This is a genomic window from Methylomonas sp. ZR1 (assembly GCF_013141865.1).
Classification (GTDB): domain Bacteria; phylum Pseudomonadota; class Gammaproteobacteria; order Methylococcales; family Methylomonadaceae; genus Methylomonas.
Map to the genome: position 1 here is coordinate 1251330 of NZ_RCST01000001.1, position 22426 is coordinate 1273755.

The 22426-nt window shown below is 47.6% G+C and carries 18 protein-coding genes; 9 read left to right on the plus strand and 9 right to left on the minus strand.

Annotated elements, in window-relative coordinates; translation table 11 throughout:
• The first annotated feature begins 5 nt into the window (after positions 1-5).
• From DDY07_RS05635 to DDY07_RS05650, 4 genes are all read left to right on the plus strand, one after another.
• Positions 6-4487: an N-6 DNA methylase gene (locus tag DDY07_RS05635; RefSeq protein ID WP_171695144.1), complete on the plus strand. Its 4482-nt coding sequence runs from the start codon at positions 6-8 to the stop codon at positions 4485-4487.
• A 267-nt stretch (positions 4488-4754) separates the two neighbouring features.
• On the plus strand, positions 4755-6497 hold the full coding sequence (locus DDY07_RS05640; RefSeq protein ID WP_171695145.1) for a hypothetical protein: 1743 nt from the start codon (positions 4755-4757) through the stop codon (positions 6495-6497).
• A 102-nt stretch (positions 6498-6599) separates the two neighbouring features.
• Positions 6600-7394: an HNH endonuclease gene (locus DDY07_RS05645; RefSeq protein WP_253734410.1), complete on the plus strand. Its 795-nt coding sequence runs from the start codon at positions 6600-6602 to the stop codon at positions 7392-7394.
• A gap of 55 nt (positions 7395-7449) precedes the next feature.
• Positions 7450-7593 (plus strand): ProQ/FINO family protein, encoded by a 144-nt coding sequence (locus DDY07_RS05650; RefSeq protein WP_301539344.1) that lies wholly within the window; start codon positions 7450-7452, stop codon positions 7591-7593.
• Between the two features lie 234 nt (positions 7594-7827).
• Here DDY07_RS05650 and DDY07_RS05655 read toward each other — a convergent pair whose 3' ends face one another.
• Positions 7828-8508 (minus strand): hypothetical protein, encoded by a 681-nt coding sequence (locus DDY07_RS05655; protein WP_171695147.1) that lies wholly within the window; start codon positions 8506-8508, stop codon positions 7828-7830.
• Positions 8483-9187 carry a hypothetical protein gene (locus DDY07_RS05660; protein ID WP_171695148.1) on the minus strand — a complete coding sequence of 235 codons (705 nt, stop codon included), beginning with the start codon at positions 9185-9187 and terminating at the stop codon, positions 8483-8485. Before DDY07_RS05660 ends, DDY07_RS05655 begins: the two co-directional genes overlap by 26 nt.
• A 196-nt stretch (positions 9188-9383) precedes the next feature.
• Here DDY07_RS05660 and DDY07_RS23810 point away from each other — a divergent pair, with 196 nt between their 5' ends.
• Entirely contained in the window at positions 9384-9758 is a 375-nt protein-coding gene (locus DDY07_RS23810; RefSeq protein WP_216614715.1) for an aldo/keto reductase, read from the plus strand.
• 166 nt (positions 9759-9924) lie between these two features.
• On the opposite strand, the gene DDY07_RS05670 is transcribed toward DDY07_RS23810, so the two are convergent.
• The gene (locus DDY07_RS05670) at positions 9925-11271 is read right to left on the minus strand and encodes an IS5 family transposase (RefSeq protein WP_171695149.1); all 1347 of its coding nucleotides are present in this window, start codon (positions 11269-11271) and stop codon (positions 9925-9927) included.
• Between the two features lie 555 nt (positions 11272-11826).
• On the opposite strand from DDY07_RS05670, the gene DDY07_RS05675 reads away from it, so the two are divergent.
• Entirely contained in the window at positions 11827-12060 is a 234-nt protein-coding gene (locus tag DDY07_RS05675; RefSeq protein ID WP_171695150.1) for a hypothetical protein, read from the plus strand.
• A 107-nt stretch (positions 12061-12167) separates the two neighbouring features.
• Here the strand turns inward: DDY07_RS05675 and DDY07_RS05680 are convergent, their stop codons facing one another.
• The 6 genes from DDY07_RS05680 to DDY07_RS05705 form a co-directional block, all read right to left on the minus strand.
• A complete protein-coding gene (locus DDY07_RS05680) occupies positions 12168-12491 on the minus strand; it encodes a type II toxin-antitoxin system Phd/YefM family antitoxin (protein ID WP_253734411.1) in 324 nt (107 codons plus the stop codon).
• Between the two features lie 83 nt (positions 12492-12574).
• Positions 12575-12895, minus strand: coding sequence for a hypothetical protein (locus DDY07_RS05685; protein WP_171695151.1), 321 nt, complete (start codon positions 12893-12895; stop codon positions 12575-12577).
• A gap of 31 nt (positions 12896-12926) precedes the next feature.
• Positions 12927-13532 carry a metallophosphatase domain-containing protein gene (locus tag DDY07_RS05690; protein WP_216614716.1) on the minus strand — a complete coding sequence of 202 codons (606 nt, stop codon included), beginning with the start codon at positions 13530-13532 and terminating at the stop codon, positions 12927-12929.
• Positions 13533-13728: 196 nt separating this feature from the next.
• Entirely contained in the window at positions 13729-14817 is a 1089-nt protein-coding gene (locus tag DDY07_RS05695; protein ID WP_171695152.1) for an IS5 family transposase, read from the minus strand.
• Positions 14818-14941: 124 nt separating this feature from the next.
• Positions 14942-15601: a hypothetical protein gene (locus DDY07_RS05700; RefSeq protein ID WP_171695153.1), complete on the minus strand. Its 660-nt coding sequence runs from the start codon at positions 15599-15601 to the stop codon at positions 14942-14944.
• A gap of 6 nt (positions 15602-15607) precedes the next feature.
• Positions 15608-17080: an AAA family ATPase gene (locus tag DDY07_RS05705; protein ID WP_171695154.1), complete on the minus strand. Its 1473-nt coding sequence runs from the start codon at positions 17078-17080 to the stop codon at positions 15608-15610.
• Between the two features lie 219 nt (positions 17081-17299).
• On the opposite strand from DDY07_RS05705, the gene DDY07_RS05710 reads away from it, so the two are divergent.
• From DDY07_RS05710 to DDY07_RS05720, 3 genes are all read left to right on the plus strand, one after another.
• Complete coding sequence (locus DDY07_RS05710; RefSeq protein WP_171695155.1) at positions 17300-17617, plus strand: helix-turn-helix domain-containing protein; 318 nt, start codon at positions 17300-17302, stop codon at positions 17615-17617.
• Positions 17618-18490: 873 nt separating this feature from the next.
• On the plus strand, positions 18491-18961 hold the full coding sequence (locus tag DDY07_RS05715; RefSeq protein ID WP_171695156.1) for a DUF4118 domain-containing protein: 471 nt from the start codon (positions 18491-18493) through the stop codon (positions 18959-18961).
• On the plus strand, positions 18892-22419 hold the full coding sequence (locus DDY07_RS05720) for a PAS domain-containing hybrid sensor histidine kinase/response regulator (protein ID WP_171695157.1): 3528 nt from the start codon (positions 18892-18894) through the stop codon (positions 22417-22419). Before DDY07_RS05715 ends, DDY07_RS05720 begins: the two co-directional genes overlap by 70 nt.
• Positions 22420-22426 lie beyond the last annotated feature (7 nt).

Below are 22426 nucleotides of genomic sequence, written 5' to 3' on the forward strand. Positions count from 1 at the left end.
ACATCATGAAACGCGTCAGAAAAAACCATTCCACCATACTGAACCTGCCGACCTTGCGCTTGGAAGGCGGCCTATTCTTGCCCGATCAACTGGAAAAAGCCGCCCGTGGCCAAGCCTCACAGCAGTCCGAGGCCGACTACCGAATACCAGCCGGTCTAAAACTCAAAGACGAATACAGCCGCGCCTTCCAGATTGCTTCGGCGCAATGGAAACAATTTGCCCCCAATCTGGAACGCAAGGATATTGATCCAGCTCAGGTTACTGTCAAATTCGTAGGTGACTTGCTGCGCGATGCGTTGGCTTACCAACCCATCGACTTGGTCAGCGGCCTGACTGTCGGCGAACGCCAGTACCCGATCACCACGTTAGCGGGCAACAACATTCCTGTCGTTATCGCACCGCATACGCTCGGACTGGACGAACCCGATCCACGCTTTGCCATCATCGGCAGCGGTGCCCGTAAGAAAAGTGCATTTCAATTGGCGCAGGAATTCATTAACGCCAGTACCGACCATCTTTGGGCGATTGTAACCAACGGCAAGCAATGCCGTCTGTTGCGTGATGCCAATACCCTGACACGCCCCAGCTTTTTGGAATTCGATCTGCAAGACATGCTGGACGGCCAGAATTTCGCCGAGTTCGAAATGGCTTGGCGTATTCTGCATGCCAGCCGCGCTGGAATTCATGCCGAATGCATTTGGGAAGCGTGGCGTGGCGAAGGCCAACGTGAAGGCACCCGTGTAAGGGATGGTTTGCGCCAAGGTGTGACGGACGCCTTGCTCCAGCTTGGCAATGGCTTCATTCAACACCCAGCCAACGAAAAGCTACGCCTGGATTTACACGAAGGCCGTTTGAGCAAAGACGACTATTTCCAGCAATTGTTGCGTTTGGTCTATCGGTTTATCTTCCTGTTCACGGTCGAAGAACGGGGCGTCTTGCATACCGACGACGAGACACCCGCCGCCATAGCCGCCCGTAAAGCCTATGCCGAAGGTTACGCGCTGGCCCGTTTGCGTACCCGTTGTTTGCGCCGCCATGCCCGCAATCCATTCGACGACCAATGGCAATCGCTACGTATCGTTTTCCGCAGCTTGGCTCATGGCGAACCGCGTCTGGCATTACCGGCGTTGGGCGGTTTGTTTGCCGTCAGCCAATGCACCGATCTGGATACCGCCAGCTTGAGCAACGCCAGTTTGTTGGATGCCGTCAAACAATTGCGCTGGTCGAATGTCAGCGGCAATTTGGCACCGGTCGATTACCGCAACATGGGTACCGAAGAACTGGGTTCGGTCTATGAAAGCCTGTTGGAACTGGTAGCGGAAATCGATATTCCCGCCCGTCAGTTCGGTTTTGTCGGCTTGACCAGCGAAGGCAGCACCCAAGGCAACGCCCGCAAAACCACCGGTAGTTATTACACGCCGGACAGTTTGGTACAAGAGCTGATCAAATCCGCGCTCGATCCGATCATCGAAGATCGTTTAGCCAATAACCCCGACAATCCAACCGAAGCCTTGCTCAGCATCAAGGTCATCGATCCCGCTTGCGGCAGCGGCCATTTTCTGTTGGCCGCTGCACGCCGTCTGGCCGAACGCTTGGCGGCTTTGCGCGCGCCGGAAGGTGCGGTCAGGCCGCAAGATTACCGCCATGCACTACGCGAAGTCATCAGCAAATGTATCTTCGGCGTCGACCGTAACCCAATGGCCATTGAGCTGGCTCGCACCGCGTTGTGGTTGGAAGGCTTCGAAGAAGGCTTGGCGCTGTCGTTTTTGGATCACCATCTGATCTGCGGCGATGCGCTGATCGGCTTGACCGACCTCAAGCAACTGCAATCCGGCATACCCGATGCGGCCTTCAAACCTTTGTCCGGCGACGACAAAGCCGTTTGTAAAGACATCGCCAAAGCCAATAAAGAAGCGCTGAAAGCCTTCAGCAAGCTAAAAAATAACCAAAATCTGGACATTGCCATCGACGATGCCGCTGGTTTATCGGAGTTGGAAGCTTTGGAAAATTTGCCTGATTCGACACCGGCGCAAGCGGCCATCAAGGAAGCAGCCTACCGCGAGTTTTTGCAGCATGCCAAAGAACATAAGCTCGGCCATGCCGCCGATTTATTGATCGGCGCATTTCTGACACCGAAATCTGACGAGCAGGCAAAAATCTCCACGCCGACCAGCCAAAACCTGTATCTGGAACTGTATACCGACCAATCTGCCGGTGACCTGCATGGGGTTTATCAAACCGAACGTTTGGCAACTGCCCGACAGCTCTGCGCGGAAGCGCGGGTATTGCATTGGCCATTGATCTTCCCGCAAGTGTTCGCCAAGGGCGGTTTCGATTGCGTGCTGGGTAATCCGCCGTGGGAGCGGATCAAGCTGCAAGAGGAAGAGTTTTTCGCTACCCGTAATAGGTATGTCGCGGAAGCCAAAAATAAAGCTGAACGCTCGCAACGCATCGACTGGTTGGCTCAGGGCATTTTGGCGCAGCAGCTATATCCCGAACTACAACAAGCGCTGCATGAGTGCGAAGCCGAGCGGCGTTTATACCAGGAGTTTATCAACGCCCGCCGTACTGCCGAGGCCGCCAGCATTTTTGCGCATGTCAAAGGCGACGATGGCGGACGCTATCCGTTGACCGGCGTGGGTGACGTGAATACCTATGCTTTGTTTGCCGAAACCATTACCCAGATTACATCAGAAAAGGGTCGCGCCGGATTCATTGTGCCCACCGGAATTGCGACCGACGACTCCACCAAAGCCTTTTTCTCAAGAATGATTGAGACAGGCAGATTGTTCGAACTGCTGGCGTTTGAAAATGAAGAATTCATTTTTCCAGCAGTCCATCATTCTTTCCGATTCTGCTTACTGGTCATTGCGGGACAAAATCAAATTGAAACTGCCAATTTTGCATTTTTCGCCCGTCAGCCATCACAAATCCATGATGAACGCCGCCGCTTCCAACTATCCCGCAGTGATTTTGCCAATATCAACCCAAATACATTGACTTGTCCTGTATTTCGATCTCGAATGGATGCTGAATTAACGCGCAAGATTTACCAGCGCGTGCCGGTGTTGATCCGCGAAGCGCGCGGCAAAAGGTCGGAGTTGAATCCATGGGGCATTCGTTTCATGACGATGTTTCATATGTCTGGCGATAGCCATTTGTTTGCCGACACCTTAGACGACAACAAATTGCCCTTGTACGAAGCCAAGATGATTCACCAGTTTGATCATCGCTGGGCGAGTTATCGGGTTGAGGATGGAATGGATGTTTCGGGCGATGTCAGTCTGGCTGAAAAACAAGACCCTGATTTTTCAGTGATGCCGCGTTACTGGGTGGACAAGGCGGAAGTCGATCTGCGTTTGCGGGATAAAGGATGGGGGTGTAACTGGTTAATGGGTTGGCGAAATATTGCCAGAAGCACTGACGAGCGCACATTCATATCTTCGGTAATGCCAAAGTATGCTGTGGGTCATTCTATGCCTTTATGGTTATTGTCCGAGTCTCCCAATAAGGCAACCGCATTTTTAGCAAATATGACCGCACTAGTTTTTGATTATGTTGTCAGACAAAAATTGGGTGGCACAAACATGACATTTGGGTATTACAAGCAGATACCAGCAATACCCCCCGATTTCTACACCGAAACAGACCTCAACTTCATAGTACCCCGCGTCCTGGAACTGACCTACACCGCCCACGACCTGCAATCCTGGGCTAAAGACCTCGGCTACGACGGCTCGCCATTTACTTTCGATCCCGAACGCCGCGCGGGGCTTCGAGCCGAACTCGACGCCTGGTACGCCAAAGCCTATGGCATGACCCGCGACGAACTGCGCTACATCCTCGACCCCGCCGACATCATGGGCGACGACTACCCATCCGAAACCTTCCGCGTACTCAAAAACAACGAACTCAAACAATTCGGCGAATACCGTACTCAACGTTTGGTACTCGCTGTATTCGACCGAATGGCCGAGGCGGAAGCAAAAGGCATTGTTTACCAAAGTCCCTTACTACCATTGCCGGGCCAACATTTAGCGGACAGTTACTCGCCGCAAGGCATTATTCGTGATCGAACCGATGCCACACTGGCAGGCTTGTTGTTAGCCATGATTCGGGAAAAGGAATCGGTTTTGCAGCGACAACTCGATTTGGCTATGCTGATGACTTCTCGTCGTTCAATGATCGATCAGTTTGCCGTTCCGGCGCAAAACTTGTTGACGCGTCTGCACGAAAGTGGCGTTTTCGAATCCGAACGATTGGAACGCATTCATCCATTATTGGGTTATTTTGAAGAGATCGGAGCCATCAAAATGGATCGCAATGGTTTGATAAGCTTACAATCCAATTCGGCACCGGAAGGCGTAATAATCGAAACCGACACGCCACTGCTGGCACAAACTTTGTTAAAAGCTGCCGATGAAAAGTTAAATCGACCAGACGCTTCCATATTGGGCGACGATCGATCATCAGCCAAATTTGGCTAGGAAAACCGCATGGAAGGGATCATAGATTACCTTTACGGACAACAAGCCAGTCCAAATCTGTGGATCGAACGCTTAGCTATTTTCAGCGAACCGAAAGCAGAGTGCAGTATTCGCTCGATTTCCTTTCGTCGTGGTTTGAATCTGATTTGGGCGCATGAGCCAATTGCCGGCACGCATACCGGTGTCCATGCCGCAGGCCACGGCGTTGGCAAAACCTCGCTGTGCTTGTTGATTCGGTACTGCCTGGGCGATTATGCAAAATCGGTAATGACGCTTCGAGAAGAACTCACCCGCGAGTTTCCGAACGGTGGCGTGGGTATGGTTGTTCATGTTGATGATCAGACCTACAGTATTTTCCGTTATTTCAATGCCTACAAAGAAGGCTTGGCTGAGGTCGGTAGCGATCTGGAATCTTTGATCGCTAACGGCAATGGCCAAACGTCTTACAAGGAATTCGAAGGTTTTTTGGCGACTGAAATGATGTCGAAAGTATCACCCAGCGCTATTCCCGAAACAGAACAAGCCATAGAATGGCGCCATCTGTTAGCTTGGCTGACGCGCGATCAAGGCGCCCGCTTCAAATCGTTTTTTGCTTGGCGAGAAGGCGAAGGCATCGGCTTTCAACGTGCCAGACAAGACCCGCCCATTGTGATGCGTGCAGTGTTGGGGCTACTAAATCAGGAAGAGTCGGAATTATTGGTTCGCATCCATTCGTTCGAACAAGAGTTGAAACGTTCGCAGCAAGAAACCGAACGCTTAAAACAAGAGCCAAACTTGATACGTCGCCGCATCGAGTCCGAATTACGAGCTTGGTTGCAAGTTGGCGATGACTTGCCACTACGTTCTGATGATCTATTCAAAGAATCGGTTGAAGACAAAGTCAACGATGCTCGGCAAAAAGCTCAAGCGAGATTGGCCGAAGCGAATATTGAACTGAATCGCTCCAACGATCAATTATTCAAACTGCGTTTGGAATTGACCGAGTTAGAAAGGCAGTACCAACTTGCCGAGCAGGAATTTGACTTGTTCGATGAAGCAAAGGCACAGAATGATCGAACAGCCCAAAGGATCAGTAACCGCTGTGAAATTCTGCAAACGCGCTTAGGTACTTGCATAGAGGCGAATATTCCCTTCCAGAACTGCACCCATATCAAGGATGAAATCAAACAACTGCAAGGCACCATCAGCCTGAAAGGCCATCGCGATAAAAAGCTACTCCAAGAAAACGAGAAATATTGGACTGAGCGAACCGATAACGCTTTGGCCGGCATGGAACTGCTCAAGCCTCAACTTGCGTCAATAAAAAGTCGGATTGATTCGCTGGAGCAAATTTCTTCGTCCAACCAAACCAGACGAGACACCGCGCTAATTGATGTAAATCGCGCTACCAGATTGTTAGAAGAATTGGAGCGATGGGAAAAAGTGTATGGTTCTCCAGAATCTGGTGAATCAATTCGCCAATCAGAGCAAAATACAAAAAAACTGATCGATCAAGTTGGTTTTGCCAGTGTACGACTCAAATTGAGCCAAGCAGAGCGTAGCAATCGTCAAAAACGTCTGGACGAACTGATGAATGCCTTGGTGCAACATCTGTTTTCCGATACCACTGCCGGTAGCTTTGTTATTCGTGACGAATATTTCCCGTTTCAACTATCGGTAAATGGCGGTGAAGCCTATTACGTTTTGGAAGTGTTACTCGGCGATTTAGCTTGTCTTCTGGACAGCACTGATTCAGGCAGCGCCTTTCCTGGCTTCCTAATTCATGACTGTCCAAGAGAAGCAGACATGAGTCCTGTCCTTTATGAAAAGCTGCTTTCTTTGATGTTGCAAATAGAGCAGCAAGCCTATTCAGGCGAAATACCTTATCAGTACATTGTAACGACCACATCTCCACCACCCGCCGAGTTAAGGAACGCTCCTTTCCTTCGCGAAACACTCGATCCTAGCACTGATGACGGTCTGTTATTTCGCAAACGGTTTAAAATCGAACGGCAGAAAAATTTCTTTTAAACCGGCTCGCTGTTATTTATAAATCATTCGCCTCTAAATTGAATTTGAATTTGTTTTCCGTCGTGTAGACCGATGCGATTATTTTGATCAAAAATCACCGTAATGACTCTGAATTTATTGCAACGCTCGTTAATTGAAAAGGCAGGCTATGAAAACGGCTTTGAAAACAGCAATTCGGTTGGTAATTCCGAAGTTTGTTTAAGCTCCGCCCGGCACTCATCAGAAATTACCATAGCTTGCCACGGCAGTGATGATCAATTACTTGTTAAAGTAAATTCGGGTATTACCGGTGGCTTGATTGCAGAAATAAGCCGCTCCTTTGCCAAACATCAAATTGGCGACGACACGTATTTATTGCCAAACATTACGCAACTTGCCTATTTTTTGCGCCGAGCCTCTGCTTTAGCTCAAGCATTGCCAAACCAGGCCGTCATTCAGTTTCATAAAGAGATTGATGATGTGATGGCTACGGTGCCGGGTAGTATCAAAAATACTGAGGTTGAACGTTTAGTCAAACAGCGAATAGGGCAAGATCGATTTCGAAGTATTATGCTCGATTATTGGGGTAATGCCTGCGCGGTCACGGGGCTTTCTGTGACCGAAGTCTTGAGGGCGAGTCATGCAAAGCCTTGGTCTGAATGCGCATCTGATGAAGAGAGATTAGATGTATTTAACGGCTTTTTGCTCTGTGCGAATCTAGACGCTCTTTTTGACCGATTTTTGATCACCTTCGACACAGATGGCTTGATAGTTGTGTCAGGAAAAATTGATATTAATCAGCGTAACCTACTTGGGATTACCCCTTCACTTAAACTTAGGTGGCTGACTGACAATCACCAGTCATATCTCGATTATCATAGAAGCGTGTTTTATTCATCAGATATCCCGAATTGTTAACTAGCAACTGATACAGTATTCCACTGGCTACTGATATTTTTGGGGTTACTCTGGATTGCGATACTGGGATTGCCTTATGGAAGATGCTATTCGAGTTGGCCTAAAAGGCGAGCCTGCCGGTCAAGTCAGCAAAATTGAAGCTGATCAGGCAGTCAGGATGAAAACCAGGCTGGAAAATAGAAAATCAAAGAGCCTCTAGCGCGTCGGTGTTTGGTAGGTTGATGTGAAAGCAATACATTACCTGCGGCTATAAAACTGGAGTTCCCACCGTGGGAGTGATTGCTTGGCGGCACTGGTGACAACACGGATGGCATTGATTGCTTGGTTATACTGAGTAGCGGTGGTGATCTCTGTCCAGTTAAGCTTATTCCGAAGCGTTGTTTTGGCGAGGACTATGCGATCTAAGGGGCAGTGCGGCGGCGCATCCACATGCTCAAGCTTGTCTGCAATTAATAAACAATTCCTGAACTCTTGGATCACTCAATATAGAGTCAAGGATATCCCTGACGTGTTTGATAAACTTGAAGACTTGATAAGGCTTTATGTTTGCAGTATTGATAGCAATTACAGGGTATTCTTCTAGGTTATGATTATATATTGGCTGTCCAAAGTCAAAGTTGAATGCAACACCATTAACGGTTGCTTCAGGAACACTCAATTCGAATATCAACAAAAAGCCATTTTCTACGAAAACCTTATTTTGAAATAAAGCAGACAAATAGCTCAGTCTAAATTTTTTATTCGCGTCAAAATCATTCTTCTGGAGCAATGCTAGAGCGGGTAAGCTTTTGTGATCAGCACGATAGTTGGCGATGCACTTTCGAATCCTAGAAAGCCAATAAACATTAATTGGCTCGTCATTAGGTGATTCAAATAGTATGGTTTTTTGTTTGTCAATCAAGCCAACTTCGACACCAAAATAGAAATCGCCATAACCTGATTTAGATAGATACTTTTTGGGAAGATGCTTACTCATATCGCTAGCCCTTCCCATATAGTCATATATTTCCTTATTGTTTGCCTTCTGAACAAAAGAAGGCAAGACAACCGGAAAGTCTTGAGTAATCTTAGTTAATAGTTCAGCATTGTCAGTTTTTATTCCTATAGTATCCATTCAGTACCTCTATAAATTCTTCGTCCTGTTTTTCAGTCATTGAAAGATAGTTAATGTTATTAGCGTTAGTATTGCTAGTCATTCCTAATCCAACTAAGTAATCTTTAATCCCAATAGAATAATTTGCAGTAAATCCATAATCTAGCTTCAACACTTCGACGGCATATTTGGCTATATGTGCTAATAATAAAGTATGAACTTTTTTATAAACCGGATTATCTAGGTTGTGCTCAATATTCCATGGCGCTCCATTTAAATACTCTATGTTAAATACTTTTCGATTAACGTCGAAGCTGCTTGGATAAGTAATTATGCATGCGGCTTGAATATCCTCATCAGCTTCTAACCAAAAATATAAGATTTCACCTTCGTTTTCTATCCAATTTGGATTACTTATATCAACTAGATAATTGGCAAGACCAGCATTATCTAAACTCTGCTGTTGTTCGCAAATTTCCATATTATTGACAATAAGTTCGCGTAATGCCATGGCGTAACTGTACCAATCATTTTGACATTTCTCAGCTATATTTCTATCTTCATTTAAAGAAACTTTATAATCATATAATTTTCCATTTGAGTCTTTCAATGTGCCTGTATATATTATAGCTTCCAGTTTGCCATATTGTGAATAGAATTTAGTTACTAAATTTTTTAATTTGCCGAATATATTGCTCATTAATTTATAAATTTGTTGAGTTTAATTTAATTAAAGAAAGTTCTCATGGCGAAAGCTATCAAGTTTTTTGGTCGATCGCTAAGAAAGCCAAAAATAAATTGTCTGCTTGAATTGCGCAAACTAAGCGATATTAAACCATGATTTTGACCTAATTTCACAATTAGGCAGGTAGTTTAGCTACAAGGCTTCGAGTGATATGTTGTCTAATTTCGAATGTAGTACACCTCGATATAGTCAAAGACGTGTTGCTTGGCTTGGTGACGCATTAAAACCGTTGCGGGATCACTTCCACTTTCAAACTGTGTTTCCAGCTTTCATGGCGGCGTTGTTTGACTATGATGATCGACAAAAAATACTACCGTTGCTGGAAGAACTTGGAATTGGTTTTGTGCCTTACAGCCCATTGGGGAAAGGCTTTTTAACTGGGAAAATTGATGACACAACCCAGTTTGACAGTAACGATTTCCGAAACGTGCTTCCACGCTTTACGCCGGAAGCGCGAAAAGCCAATCAAGCTTTGGTCGATCTTCAGGTTAAAATTGCCGATGAAAAACAGGCAACGCCCGCTTAAATAGCCCAGTAACGGTTGAGGTGGATCGGCGTTGGACGGTCAGTCACATCGCTACCTCAATCGATGCTGTGGCAAGCGGTTATGGATTCGCCTGGCTGCCGGAAACGCAAATAAGCAAGGAATTAGTCGCCCCTGAAAAAGCCGAAAGTTTCATAGATACTTGGCCTTATGCAGGCAGCAAGAATTGCTTGACGGATGAAGTCATCCCAAGCCGAGACAGTAGCACCCCAAAACGAGGCCAAAAAATCCTCAACCGCCTGAGGATCAAACGGATGTTGTGGCCGGCAGCGCACAGGATGGCATGCAGTGCATCGCCCAGTTCGCCTTTCAGGTAGTTGCGCCCCAATAAGCCGTCGTTCTTCAAGTGACCGATGATCGGTTCGATGGCGTTGCGACGCTTGAGTGCGCGTTTGAGTCGTCGGGTATCCACGCCGCGTTTTTGCCGGGCTTTGTAAATCGTGACCCCGGGTAGCTCGACGCCCCGATAACCCAAATCCACAAACGCTTCTTTGGCGCGGGTGCCGCTCAGAATTTCCGCCTGTTCCAGACACGACTCCAGGGTGTGTCCATCATAAGGATTGCCTGGAAAGCTGCGAGCGCCGAGCACGAAATTGCTTTTGTTGGTGACGGTGATGCCCACTTTGACGCCGAATTCATATTTCTTGTGTGCCTTGCCTTTGGCAATGCATTCCACTTCCGGGGCGTGAAAACTGTACAGTTTGTTTTTATCCTGCGGTTGCTGATTCAAAATCCGTTGGGTTTTTTCCAACGTCTCTTTGAACGCCGATTTGACGGCGTCGGATTGCTTTTCCAATTGACGCTCAATGTCCCGATACACCCGGCCCACCAAGGTTTTCAATTGTTTAAGCATTTTACGCTTCCGTTTCATTTGCTTGGCATGGCTGTAGCGGTTGGCCATCAGCAATAGATAAGGGGCCTTACGGTTATAGTTTTGCCGCAACGGAATTTCATGTTGCTCGGCCAAACGCACCAGGTGCTGGCGGCAACGTTCGTATAATTTGCCATCCGTCGGATAGGTGATGGCTTTCTCCTGGACGGTGCTATCCACCGTCACCGATGCAAAGTCCTGCTTTTTCACGGTCTGGCTGTCGACGCCAGCCTGAATCGTCACCGATAACATCCACTCGCATCCGGCTTCACCGATCCGCTTGCGCCAATAGGTCAGCGAGGTGGGGTGACAGGGCATCTGGTGTTGGAAGTACTCTGCGCCACAAAAGTATTGCCAATAGGGATTTTCCAGCCACTGTGCCACGACCGCTTCGTCGGAACGGGCAAAGGCATGTTTGAGGTAATGAAGCCCGGCAATCAGTCGGGTCGGCAAGGCGGGCGCGCCTTGATTCTCAATGAAAAACTCGCCAAAGGCATCATCCAGGACTTTCCAATCAATCAGATTAGCCAGTTGGTAAAGTTCATGCCTCGGATTTAATAGATCGGCCAGAGGGGTGTTGAATAAATCGATTTGGCCGCTCGTTTCTTGGGATTTTGGCTTCATTTTGAATAACAATTTGCAAGAAATTAATATCTATTCTACCACTTCCTTGCAATTATTACCCGCCTACCGGGTGATTTATTTCTTGTTATTCAATGATTTAACTGCATGACCAGGGCTTTTCAGGGACGACGAATTAGAGGCGGGACTACTCAAGCCATTGCCTTTGCAAGAGGGCGCGACCAGAGAAATACCCCTATATCTGATTGTGACCCGTTCAGACTTTGCTGGCCCAGGCGTGGAGCACTTGGCGACTCTATTGAAAGAATCAGCGAATTTTTAATGGAAGAATGATAGCCATATAAAGTGTTCAAGCTTGATTTCACGGCAACGTAAAAGCAACGAAAGACAAGTTATCCCAAATGCCTGTCGACTGTAGCCCCAAGCCAACACCTTGCCAAAAACTCAGCCATCCTAAAACGTCGTTACGACAACCCACCAGCAGGCATCCACTCAGCCCGTCAAAAAATTTTTTTCACGTTTCGATGACGCACCTGTCTAACTGCTCCGGCCCGCCTATAATAGAGGTTCCTAACATTATTGACTTCAGGTGTAAAGATGACAAACAAAAATATTTCTTCTGCTGACGTAAATCCCGGCAAAAAGCTCAGTGGCAAACAATGGGGTCTGATCCATTTTGATCAAGAGCTTGAGCGTTTAATTTCTGCACGGCAAGAATGCAGCTTTGAAAATTTGACTCAAGAAGATGCAGAGATATTAGCTATATTCGCCGAAAGAGTGCGAAATGTTGCATCAACATTGTATTTAACCAGCAAACCCATCAAACATTAAGCAGCGGAGCGAGCACAGTCGCGCAAAGGAATGCGCGGAATGCTTTCGACTAACCAGCGTTTGCGTGCCGATAAAAACTAATTCTTTATTCATGGAAAACTAAAGTGTTAGTCCATCAAAGCATTTAGATAGTCATGCGTCGAATCCATTTTTGCAGTAGACAGCGCGGCCTTAGTGCTTTGTGGCAATTCAGCAAGAGTGAACGCTTTGCGTGTTTGCTCTTTCAGCAACTGGTATTCTTTGAATTCTTTTTCAGAAAGAAAGTATCCGCTGATACGTCCATAAATAGTGATCGCAATAGCTCCACTCTGAATACGTTGGCGATATTGCCCAAAATTCTTTACAAATTGAGTTGCAGAAATCTCAAGCATTGCATGCCCCCTATAAATATGATTTTTTCTGAGATTACAGGCTTGTTTTTCAGGGATCATTTATTCGATTCAAAACAATCAAGCTTACAATTATGTGACAGTTTCAGAGAAACGAAAGCCAAGTTCCCCCAAATGCAAATAATTCATTCGGGCTCGTAACCCTCTACTATCTCTATCGAGCCAACGCCCTCGCTTTTACAAAGCGCTAACCAATATTCATAATTTTCGCTCATGATGCCGCTCATGCCGTACGCATTTTTTAAGCATTTATATACGCTGCCAGAGACATTAGTGAATTCATAAAAATTATCATCTTCTTTGATTTCAGTAATACCTGAAGATAGCTTCCAGCAATCCGAGCCTAAATATCCGCCGTACCATCCTGCTAAGACTTTATGAGTTGTCTCGTCACCAATTACAGTACATGCAACCACAACCCATCGGTCAGGGTTATGTATATTCATGATATTCTCCTAATTATTCAAATTGAAGTTTTTACAAATCAACAACAATCGGTTGATTAACTAATTTATATTCTTCGTCGCGCAAAGAAGCGTTGACGTAAGTTGTGCCGTTCCGCTCTGTCATGCCATACCCTTGATGGATGTGGCCGAACACATGCAGCCTTGGGCGAATCCGCTTAAGCGCCATTGTCAGGTCATTACAGCCGACATGCTCGCCGTTAACGACATCTAAAATGCCGAAGGGTGGTGAGTGTGTGATCAAAACATCTGTGTCGTCCGGTATCTGTGCCCACACATCAGCTAATTTTTGCCCACGCGGAAGATTGAAAGCCCATCCACCAAACCATGGCTGCCAAGGACTACCCCAGAATTTAACACCATAGATATCTATTCCGCTGTCCTCAAGGTAAATGCCGTGTTTAAGCAGTTTCTTTGCATTTTTAGGCGTGTAATCTTGAAACGTGAAATCATGGTTTCCGGCGATAACTATTTTTACCGCATGATTTTGAAATGATAAAAATGTATCGAACTCACTAATTTCTTCGTCATTGCCAATCTCGCATATATCGCCGGCAATTATTAAAATATCTCCATCGGGGACGTCATAATATGGATCGATATTATGCAAATCGGACATGCAAACTATGCGTATACCTAAATTCCCCTTAGCAGGCTGTTGAAATTTGCCCGCATGCCTTCGGATTTGCAACTCTTTTTCGAGTTTTTGGCAGTCTAGAAGCTTGATTAGGCCTCAAAAACCGGTTTTAGCCGGTTATATTCGCCCCGAAGGGGGTTAAATTCCGCCTTTTGGCGGATTTCAGGCGCACTACCGCCTAGGCGGTACTGTATCGCCAGCCGAAAATGGCACTCATCCGCGTCAGGTTATAAGCAGCAAAAGTAAAAATGGTTTGCGCGGCGACCTTCTTCAAACCACGGAATTTGGTTTGGCGTAGCGGGCCAACGGTCTTGGCCCAGCCGAAGACCTCTTCGATCCGTTTGCGGATTTTGAGGCTCTTGCGATAACCGTCGTGCCGCGTGGTGCGTCCGTCGATAGCCGAACCTTTTTCCTTGCTGGCGACATGCGGCGTGACTTTGCGCTGGCGTAACTTGGCGACAAAATCCTGCGTATCGTAATTCTTGTCCGCCCCCAAGGTCGCACCCGGTTTGTGGATTGTGCGCTTGACCATGGCATGGGCTGCCTCACGTTCCGCGGTTCCTGTGGCCTGGGTGACTTCGACGTCAACCACCAGACCGTTACGATTTTCCATCAAGGCATGACCGAGGAAGGCCAGCTGAGACTTGTCGCCCTCGCTCTTTTTGTACAACCGAGCATCGGGATCAGTGGTCGAACGATGGGTTTCGTTGCTGCGTTTCTCGCCTTTGAAGTTGACCGTGGGATTGCGTCCACCCTCTTCTGGTGGCGGCGTCGAGCCATCTTTCTTCACGAAACTCTTGTGCGAAGCCCACGCTTGAATCAGCGTGCCGTCCACCGAGAAATGCTCGTCGGAGATCAGCTGTTTCCACTCCGCCAAGGCCAGCACCCGTTCGAAGAACAAACGGCTGATCCGTTCGTTGAGCAAACGGTCGCGGTTGGCGCTGAAGGTCGAGTGATCCCATACCTCGTCATCCATCGTCAAGCCGACAAACCAGCGGTACAACAAGTTGAAGTCGATATGCTCCACCAGTTGCCGTTCCGAACGGATGGAAAATAGCACTTGCAACAAACTGGCGCGCAACAAGCGTTCCGGCGGAATGGAATCCCGGCCGCGGCGGGCGTAGAGCGAGTTAAACTCGTCGTTTAGCGTGGCGAGCAACAGATCGACCACTTTACGCAGCTTGCGCAAGGGATGATTCTTGGGAATTCGCGCTTCAAGAGTTCGGTAACTAAACAGTTCTTCTTGGGTGATGTCAGCGCCGCGCATAGGAACAATGCAATATATTGAAGATAGAGATATTTTATCAAATATAACAACATCTTATGAATTACTTTCACGTCTAACTCAACGAATCAATGCGGCTTGTGGGGGAGATAAAATCAACAGCCTGTTAGCCAAGTTTTTCTCCCTTGGGCTCGATCGGTAAGCCCGTGCATTCGTCCACACGATTTGCGTATGCGACAAAAAGATCGACAGCGCCTTTTATGAAATCGTCGCCGCCTACCGCTGTAATGAAAAGTTTCCCATGAATATTGTTAGCATCTATCAAGACAGGGGGAGTTTCATTTTGTTGTGCATGCAAAGTACAAAGTTCGATCAGTTTCAAAAGCATCTCAGACCAAAAATATCCCAAATCAAACATGCTATTGTTAAGCGAATTTATCGAGCTATTTTCTTCGGCAAAGTAGTTATTATTATGCTCTTTGCATAAAAATGATATCCATCCACTATCGTAATTCCGTCTCGCCGGCGCGCTACAAATCTCACAAATCAGAGATGATAGAAACTCCGCCGCTTGTTCGACTGCAATGCTATAGTCATCAACAGGCCCATGATAATAACGGAGAGTTCCAAATTTTTCTTTTACTTGAATGGCAGTAATTTCTGAATTATGTTTTGTCATTAGCTCTGAAACGACATCGATTAAGGTGTACCATCCGTCGCCGCATTCAAATCCAAAGCACATCAAAGTTATTTTGGGGTCTGCATGTCTATCACAATAAAGTGCTGGATATTTTCTGAATAATTGCTCGTCTAATTCTGGCTTCATAATTCCTCAATGTATAATCCAATACTGGTGAGTAACATCAATTTCTTGTCGAATATCATTTGCTTGTTTCCATTGTTCCCAAGCCATATCGCCTTCAAAACTCAAGCCCGGCGATCCTTCAAGAATATATTTTCGGCCGCTAAATGTTTTTAGTTGCATTGATTTGCGATCAAACTCTTGAATTGGCGATGTCACACGACCTGTCTGGAGACTTGGAATATATCCTACGAGGTGATGATTTCTGTTTGCCCCATCGTGATCAATTTCTCGAACTGACCAATTAATGATTGTTTCTTCTTTATTACGGTCGTCTGCTAACCTTGGCATACTAAAAACTGGTATTACAACTACATCCGGCTGATCCCAGGTCTTTTTAGGCATCGGCTTTGGAACAGGCTTATTCTGTAAATCAGATAAAATAAAATCGTCTACAGTAATTTCTAGTTTTTGGGTGGGATTGTAATCAGTGGTTGTTCGTAATACAGCCCGACCGCAGGCACCTATAAGTAATTTTTGCAGAAATCGTGGCTCTACTTTTGTACTAATTAATTTATCAACTACAGCTTCAGTTAGCTCTTCTTGAAATAACGTACCCCAATGATGCTTTTGTAGGATTTTTTTATAAACGGAATTCAATATCTTAGGCATCTCATTTGCGATCGGTGGGCTAACTTCAATAATGGTAAAACGTGACACTATGGGTTCTGGAATTCTTTCTTGATAATTTGCTGTTGCTACCCATGCTATGTGCGAAGCGTCAATTGGTACATCTAAGGCTTCATCAATAAATTTCGAAGCAGTTTCATTTTCAAGTAGGCTGTATAAAGAACCCAGAGAATCATAGCGTTTATCTCCGCCGGCCTTGTCAACTTCATCGAGTAGTAGTAAAGGATTGGCGCATTTACCAGCCGCAAGTGACTGAACTACTTTCCCATAACTACCTTCTGCCCATTTTGAAGAGCTCCCACTCAATATAAATCCTGCAGTGATACTCGACATACTGATGAACTCAAAATGGGTGTTAACTAATTTCGCTAGCTCGTGACAAAAAGCTGTTTTTCCGATCCCCGGCGGCCCGGCAATCAATAATGGTTGCGCTGTAAAAATTGGGTAATCGTTAAACTTGGCTAGTGCAAATTCTTGTTTGTAATACTCGATGACTTGTAAGAAGTTAGGGAATCGATTGCTCAATTCTTCAAGGTCGCCAATTATCGTTTTCGGAATTTCGACAAGTGGTAAATATCCGTTTGTATCTTCTAAATGACCAAGCAAACGCTTGCAGGTTATACGTGAATTACTGCTGCGGCCATTTTGCTCGGCGAATTCTTCAATCTTATCCGTATCAAAAACGCGCACGAGTTTTGGTTCTTTGCAATCAACGACAGGCAAGTCATCAGTTTCATGTTGTTCGACTTCAGACTTGCCGGCTTTACGTTTTAGGTATGCTGAGAATGGTTTGTTCTTGTCATGCGTATACATTTTGTTACTCGAAAATCAATAAATGGCGTTCTGGCAGTTTGACGTCAGATCGCTACTTTGGCTGTACGGATTCGTTACTGGTGCTTTTGATAGGAATTACTATACACGACACTTCAAAAAATGTCTAACAAATAGGGTGCTGTCAAATAGGGTGCATATATCTAGCGTAGCTATAAAGACCACAGTCTAATAAAGTGTCAGCTTTTTGCCGGTAGCAAGATGACAGAAGAAACTACGCTGCCTGACTTGTCGCAATTATTTGGTAGGCGTTTAGCTGTGATACGAAAGCTCCGAGGTCTATCGCAAGAGCGATTTGCAGCAGAAAGTGGGTTAGCTCGGAGCCACGTGAGCGGCATTGAGCGGGGAAAGATCAATGTTTCGTTGAGCACAATTGGAACGATTGCGCAGACATTGTCTGTTGAGCCCAAAGAGCTTCTGGATTTCTATTCAACGACTATATTGGAAACAAACGAAGGCGAGAAATTGCTCGGCGAGGGCGAGTTGAAGTGCACTAACGGAAAAAATATGCGGCCTTAAAATGTGATTACATATAAGCACCAGCAAATGATTATTAGGACAAATACCCCGTTTTTTCCAGCGTAATGCTTCATATTGCTAGTATGACGCGAGCGCAGTAACATCTGTTAATGCTACGTTAATGTCTTCCAGCATGCATACGGATTACCTGCTGGGCGTAATCATTTTTCAAGATGGGGGTGCTTGATTGTGGATAGATGTGGCAAACAGATAAGCCTGCTTCAGAGACGGTTATGAATGGCATATCCATATGATATGGTTAGACAAAAATGCTTTGTTGCGTTTTCTAGCTAAAAATGGGCAAAATTTAACAATTAAGGGGATTATTTGTTAAGTTTTAATGTTATTATTTATCGTAAATCAATAAGTTATGAGTATTTTGTTTTATGAGTGGTAGGAAGAACCTTTTTGAGACTTACCTTAGAACAAGCAAAAAGCCCCTACTCAGGGGTTTTTTTATAGCGCGCGAAATCTGTTTGTTCTGCGCCGTCTAAAACGCCACTTTACATATTATCCGCTGTCTATAGATACTCAGGCCCCTCGATATTTGCCGCAATAAACTCATCTGGTAAGCTAGCGTTTTAGAGGGCTACCTAAAGCACGGGGGCATATGTTTTTCGGTTTGCGCAACATTTTCATAGCGGATGACAAAACGTGCCGGTTGATACCCGCCGAGCAGCGTTGGCAATACACCGGGTCTGACGCTGCGACTGTCACCGATTCAGTACGTTCGTTAGTTGTTTTTAGACTGGAAGCTACACACCTGAATTGGTGCAGGATTGCTAATAAAGTGGCGGCCGGCATTGTTTTGCATGGATAACTTTTGCATTTTTATGCGTTGCGCAACCGCTGAATGTTGCAGGGTTTATCGCGGTGATTAAGGACACGCTGATTAAATTCTTCGACCCGCTCAGGGTTAACCAGCAGCGAAATCGGCATGCTGAGCGTTTTCTGCAGATCCGCTTCCAACGAATTCCCATCCACTTGACTTCAATTGTGTCTGTGGCGATACCTATTGCCGCCGGCTTGCTGCAATGGTCGCTATGGTCCGCGCTGTCGCCCCTGACCTGGAGTTTGTTTTACCCGGCGGTATTTTTAAGTGCTTACTTGGGAGGGGTGCTTAGCGGCCTGCTTGCTACGGCAATGGCCGTTTCAATGGGTATCTATTTTTTTATCCCGCCTGCGGGAAGTTTTAACATTGCGGACGTGCGCTATTACTATTCCACGGCGATTTTTGCCTTGATGGGGCTGTCGTTTAATCTGGCTTTCGAACATTGCGCCGCTCCAAAGCCGAGTTGCAGCGCATTGCCAGTTTGGAATCGGAGGTTAACCACCGGCGTTTGAACCAAGCGCTTCGTGCTGCCAACGCCGGTATCTGGGAGTGGAATTTACAGACCAACGAAAATCAATGGGATGAAGGTTTGTGGCGCCTGTATGGCTTGGAGCCGTTTGCTTGCCAAGCAAGCTACGACGTCTGGCTGTCCACTGTGCATCCGGATGATCGCGCCATCGCGCAAGCGGCAATTCACCAAGCGGTACAGCAAAATATCGAGTTGAACGTGGAATGGCGGCTTGCCGCACTAGTCGACGGCCGGGAGCGTTGGCTGATGTCGCGTGGTCAACCAGAGTTGGATGAGATAGGTCGGCCTCTACTCTATCGAGGTATTGTCTTAGACATCACCGAACGCCGGCAAATCGAGCAAAGCCTGATAGAAAAAGAACGGCTGCTGGCAGATTCTCAGGCCGTGGCTCATATTGGTTCTTGGGTTCGCTACCTACCTGGCGGCCAAGCGATGTGGAGCGAAGAAACCTTTCGGGTATTTGGCCTATCACCCGAAACCGATCAAGCCTTATCCATGGAGCAGTTGTTGGATACGGTGCATCCCGATGACCGTGCCGCCAGGCGCGCCTGGCATCAGGACTGTTTGGCGGGTAACAGCGGTAACGGTTTGGAATACCGTATTTGTACCCCGCAAGGAAAGCAGCGTTGGCTGTTGTCCAAAGCCAAACTGGAGACCACGGCCGATGGTCAACCCTGGCGCTTGATTGGGACCGTGCAAGACATCACCGAAGCCAAGCTTGCGGCCGCGGAAAAACAGCGTTGGATCGATGCATTCCGCTATTGCGGGCACGGCATAGCCATAGGCAACCCCGAGACCGGCCGCCTGGTAACCTGCAATCCGGCGTTTGCCGAGATGCTGGGTTACGACAACGCCGATCAGTTTGAAGGCCAACTCATTCTGTCCCTGTACGCGCCGGAATACGTCGAATCGGCCGCACAGCGTCTGCATGAAGCCGACCAATTCGGCAAAATACGTTACGAATCGGTTTATCGGCGCCAGGATGGTTCTAAGTTTGACGTGGCGGTGGATTTGGTCAGCGTCAAAAATGCCGAGCAAAAGGTGATGTATCGGGTGGCCACGGTACAGGACATCAGCGTGCGGAAAAAACAGGAAATGGAATTGCTGCAATATCGGGATCATTTGCAGAACCTGGTCGAACAGCGCACGGAACAGCTCAACCAAGCCTTGCAACGCGCAGAGCATTTGACGCAGGTAAAAAGCAGTTTTGTGGCGAATATGAGCCACGAAATCCGCACGCCGATGAATGCGGTGCTGGGGTTTTGTTATTTGCTGGAACAACACACGCTGAACGAAGAAGAACGCAGTTTGGTGCGGAAAATTCGTGATGCCGGGCGTTCTTTATTGGCGATTATTAACGATATTCTGGATTTTTCCAAAATCGAGGCCGGGCGCCTGGAGATCGAAAACCTGCCGTTCCGGCTCAGCGATATGTTCGATCACCTTGCGGCCTTGATGGCGGCGGCAGCCGACCACAAAAATCTGGAATTGATCATTATCCCGCCGGCTGGTGTCGATGCTCTGATCGGCGATGGCCTGCGCATTCAACAAGTCTTGATTAATTTACTCGGCAATGCGATTAAATTTACCGAAAAAGGCGAAGTCGTGTTGCGCGTGACTGTCGATGATTGGCAAAGCGGCGATACGGTGGCGGTGCGCTTTGCCGTCAGCGATACCGGTATCGGTATTTCCGAACCGCAATTGGACGATGTGTTTGCCGCCTTTACCCAGGCAGATAATACAATCAGCCGCCGCTTTGGCGGCTCCGGCCTTGGCTTGGCAATTTGTCGCCAGCTGGTGAATTTGATGGGGGGCGAGTTGCGGGTAAACAGCGTAGCCGACCAAGGCAGCGAATTTTGGTTTGTCCTGCGGTTGCAGCGGCATCTTGACTGCAATCCGGCGCAGTCTCTCCCGCATTTGCACCATTTGAAATTGCTGGTGGTCGATGATTGTGAGGCTACGCGCGAAGCCGTCAATACCTCGGCGCGAAGTCTTGATTGGTATGCCAATGCCGTCGACTCGGGTGAGGCGGCAATCGTCGAACTGCTCGCCAGTTTGGAACGCGCCGAGCCTTATGACGTGCTGCTGCTGGATTGGCCTATGGCGGATGTCGACGGTACGAGTATAGCCGAAGCTATCCGCGCTTCATTGGCGGCGGTTAACGCAGATCAGCCGCGTATAGCCATTATCTTGATGATCAGCTCATCCAATTCCCGGGAACTGCTGGCGGTTGATGCCGACATGAAGCATGTCGAGGGGATATTGAGCAAACCGGTAACCCCTTCCGCATTGTATAACGCCGTCGCGGCGGTATTGTCGAAATCCCCGCCGCTGCCAGTTTTGCCGGATAAATCGTGCAATTCGGCAGGCACACGTATGCAAGGTCTGCGAATACTGGTGGTGGACGATAGCGACATCAACCGCGAAGTGGCGAGGCGCATTTTGGAGTCGGAGGGCGCGCAAGTCAGCTTGGCGTGCGACGGCCAAGACGCGGTGGATTGGTTGTTTAAAAACCCTGGTGCTGTGGATTTGGTATTGATGGATGTGCAAATGCCGCGCATGGACGGTTATGCCGCCACTCGGCGGATACGCAAAAATCCGGCGTGGTCTGATTTACCTATCCTGGCACTCACGGCCGGCGCCTTTAAAAACTTGCAGGAAGCAGCGCTGGAAGCCGGTATGAACGATTTTATCGCCAAGCCCTTTAACGTACCGCAAATGCTGGCTTTGATCAGGCGTTGGACAGGAAACAATTCGCCGCTCGGAGTGACGGGGCTGGCATCCGGCGACCCGGATGACGGGTTAATTCCCCGCGGCCAATCCGCCCCAGTCATTGTGCCGACAACTCCAGACCCAGACGATTGGCCGGGAATCGATGTTAACGCCGGCCTGAAAATGTGGCATAAGCGCGATCTTTACCAGGCCTATCTGGCACGCTTTGTCGAGCAGTATCGCACAGCCGGACGGGACATTAGTGTCGCTGCCGAGCAAGGTCAACTTGCCGAGCTTGCCACCCTGACGCACAAGTTAAAAGGCGCGGCTTACGGTTTGGCTCTGAACGAGGTAGCCAAACGCAGCGTCGAACTGGAAACGGCCTTGCATCACAGTCAGCCGTTGGCTGCGGCCGCCGCAGCGCTGCAACAGGCGCTTGACGTGGTGATCATCAGCATCGGTAACTTAAGCACAAACTCCCTGTCACCGCTTGACCATAGTGCTCACAGCGAGGCGCCCGATGGTATCAAACCCTTGTTAAGCGAATTATTAACGGCGCTGGATGAAGATAACCCCGGTCATGCCGAGCGCCTATTGCTGAAATTGGCGGGCTTGGTGGATGCCGAGTTATTGGCGCCGCTCACGACACAAATTCGCGACTATAATTTTCGGCAAGCTGAAAGCTTAGTTCTGGCGTTAATAAGCCAGCTCGATATACCAAAACAGTAAGATACCC

What these genes read in the sequence shown, in the direction of transcription:
- DDY07_RS05635 (WP_171695144.1), top strand. Translation starts at nt 6, where the DNA reads ATGAAACGCGTCAGAAAAAACCATTCCACCATACTGAACCTGCCGACC.
- DDY07_RS05640 (WP_171695145.1), top strand. Translation starts at nt 4,755, where the DNA reads ATGACGCTTCGAGAAGAACTCACCCGCGAGTTTCCGAACGGTGGCGTG.
- DDY07_RS05645 (WP_253734410.1), top strand. Translation starts at nt 6,600, where the DNA reads ATGACTCTGAATTTATTGCAACGCTCGTTAATTGAAAAGGCAGGCTAT.
- DDY07_RS05655 (WP_171695147.1), bottom strand. Translation starts at nt 8,508, where the DNA reads ATGGATACTATAGGAATAAAAACTGACAATGCTGAACTATTAACTAAG.
- DDY07_RS05660 (WP_171695148.1), bottom strand. Translation starts at nt 9,187, where the DNA reads ATGAGCAATATATTCGGCAAATTAAAAAATTTAGTAACTAAATTCTAT.
- DDY07_RS23810 (WP_216614715.1), top strand. Translation starts at nt 9,384, where the DNA reads ATGTTGTCTAATTTCGAATGTAGTACACCTCGATATAGTCAAAGACGT.
- DDY07_RS05670 (WP_171695149.1), bottom strand. Translation starts at nt 11,271, where the DNA reads ATGAAGCCAAAATCCCAAGAAACGAGCGGCCAAATCGATTTATTCAAC.
- DDY07_RS05675 (WP_171695150.1), top strand. Translation starts at nt 11,827, where the DNA reads ATGACAAACAAAAATATTTCTTCTGCTGACGTAAATCCCGGCAAAAAG.
- DDY07_RS05680 (WP_253734411.1), bottom strand. Translation starts at nt 12,491, where the DNA reads ATGATCCCTGAAAAACAAGCCTGTAATCTCAGAAAAAATCATATTTAT.
- DDY07_RS05685 (WP_171695151.1), bottom strand. Translation starts at nt 12,895, where the DNA reads ATGAATATACATAACCCTGACCGATGGGTTGTGGTTGCATGTACTGTA.
- DDY07_RS05690 (WP_216614716.1), bottom strand. Translation starts at nt 13,532, where the DNA reads ATGTCCGATTTGCATAATATCGATCCATATTATGACGTCCCCGATGGA.
- DDY07_RS05695 (WP_171695152.1), bottom strand. Translation starts at nt 14,817, where the DNA reads ATGCGCGGCGCTGACATCACCCAAGAAGAACTGTTTAGTTACCGAACT.
- DDY07_RS05700 (WP_171695153.1), bottom strand. Translation starts at nt 15,601, where the DNA reads ATGAAGCCAGAATTAGACGAGCAATTATTCAGAAAATATCCAGCACTT.
- DDY07_RS05705 (WP_171695154.1), bottom strand. Translation starts at nt 17,080, where the DNA reads ATGTATACGCATGACAAGAACAAACCATTCTCAGCATACCTAAAACGT.
- DDY07_RS05710 (WP_171695155.1), top strand. Translation starts at nt 17,300, where the DNA reads ATGACAGAAGAAACTACGCTGCCTGACTTGTCGCAATTATTTGGTAGG.